Source organism: Pseudovibrio sp. Ad46 (genome assembly GCF_001623065.1).
In the GTDB taxonomy this organism is placed as follows: domain Bacteria; phylum Pseudomonadota; class Alphaproteobacteria; order Rhizobiales; family Stappiaceae; genus Pseudovibrio.
On sequence record NZ_LMCG01000044.1, the window covers coordinates 1 to 801 of the forward strand.

Here is an 801-nt window from a genome sequence, read left to right on the forward strand (position 1 = left end):
CAATTGCAGAACCTGCACCCAAAGAGTGCGACCCGGCAGGCACAGCGCATGTGGTCTTGCAAGGTCGTGACCGGCCTGAGCGCTCGTCAGATGCGCTACACGAAGACCTGTCTGAAGAGCTGGAGATCCGGGGTTTTCTGGATCAGTTTCCCGGCCACCGCTTGATGGTCAGGCCAGGGGAACAACCGCACAAGGAGATATTCTGATGGTTTATCCGCTGGCGGAGCAGAGACTGGCGCAACAACATAGTGCAGCTCATGATGTAAATCCGGTTCAGGATGAGGCAATCGCGGTCTCTCTTGAGGCGTTTGCTCAGGCGATCGTGGATGCCCATCAGGGCATGGCGCTTATGACCGGTGGAGCTTTAGATCTAGCCACCTTGCCCGGTACATTGCTGGACAGCCGGTCTGGACATCAGCTTTTGAAAGAGATCGGTATTAAGGGGCGTTATTACACAAAGATAGCCAATGGAAAGACCTACGTGATCTTCAAAGGTTATCCTGCCGTGCGCGAGGTTCTTAAGGGGACACGGTATCTGTCGTCCTCTCCAAAGGTTGTTGCTTTTGGAATTGGACCAGAAGCCATTCGGGCAGGTGGCCGGGCGAATGCAGTCATCATGATCACCTGCTATGTGGCCCTGGATATCATGCAGTTCATCATGAGCGATACGCAGCTTTACAGCGAACTGTTTGCCAACATCATTGTCGATGTGGCGATCGGGGCTGTTGCCATTGGGGCTGGCATGGCCGCAGCAGCTGCTGGCGCGCTTCTGGCCGGTGCTATCACCACAGTTGCTATTCC

2 protein-coding genes are annotated in these 801 nt (G+C 54.9%); both read left to right on the top strand.

Translation table 11 applies throughout. From position 1 onward, the window contains the following. Window positions 1–206 (top strand): hypothetical protein (locus tag PsAD46_RS11185; RefSeq protein WP_153040728.1); only part of this gene is annotated, 206 nt, incomplete at its 5' end. After that, window positions 206–801: hypothetical protein (locus PsAD46_RS11190; RefSeq protein WP_063306885.1), on the top strand; the 596-nt coding region annotated here is incomplete at its 3' end. The genes PsAD46_RS11185 and PsAD46_RS11190, both read left to right, overlap by 1 nt.